This is a genomic window from Streptomyces sp. NRRL F-5126, from assembly GCF_000721265.1.
Lineage (GTDB): Bacteria > Actinomycetota > Actinomycetes > Streptomycetales > Streptomycetaceae > Streptomyces.
The window spans coordinates 1-726 of record NZ_JOFZ01000051.1 but is presented as its reverse complement, the minus strand read 5'-3'; the positions used below and the strand labels follow the sequence as shown (position 1 = coordinate 726).

The window sequence follows — 726 nt, the reverse complement described above, 5'->3', positions numbered from 1 at the left end:
GGCGCAGGCCTGCATGTGGGTGCGGAAGACACTGCTGGTCTGTAGGAGTTCGCGGCCCATGCCCGGCCATTGCGAACCCTGACCAGGGAACACGAACGCTGTTTTCCCTCCGGTGCGGGAATGGTGATCGGCGGGACCGGTCACCAGGTGCGGCGATGGCCGGCCTTCTCGCAAGGCGGTGAGGGATTCCAACAGGTCGGTGCGGTCGTGGGCGATGACGGCGGCACGGTGGTCGAACGTGGTGCGGGTGGTGGCCAGGGCGTGAGCGATGTCCCGGGCGTCCACCTCCGGATGATCGGTGGCGAACGCGTGCAGCTGCGCGGCCTGCGCGGTCAGTGCGCCCGCCGACTTGCCCGAGAGCAGCCAGACGCTTGGTCCGCCGGTGACGGTGTCCGCCGGGATAGCAGGAGCCGCGCTCGCCGATTCCGTTTCCTGCGTGGGGGGTTGTTCGAGGATGAGGTGGGCGTTGGTGCCGCTGATGCCGAAGGAGGAGACGGCGGCCCGGCGCGGGTGGTCCGTCACCGGCCATGGGGTTTGCTCGGTGAGGAGGCTGACGGCACCACTCGTCCAGTCGACGTGTGAGGTGGGCTCGTCGATGTGCAGGGAACGGGGCAGGACACCGTGCTGCATAGCGAGGATCATTTTGATGACACCGGCGGCGCCTGCGGCGGCCTGGGTGTGGCCGATGTTGGACTTGATGGAGCCGAGGTGGAGCGGCTGCTCGGC

General features: G+C 68.6%; 1 protein-coding gene. It reads right to left on the bottom strand.

Annotated elements, in window-relative coordinates; translation table 11 throughout:
- Positions 1–726, bottom strand: a 726-nt coding sequence (locus IH48_RS0132235) for a ketoacyl-synthetase C-terminal extension domain-containing protein (protein WP_037844014.1), incomplete at both ends; no start/stop codon positions are given.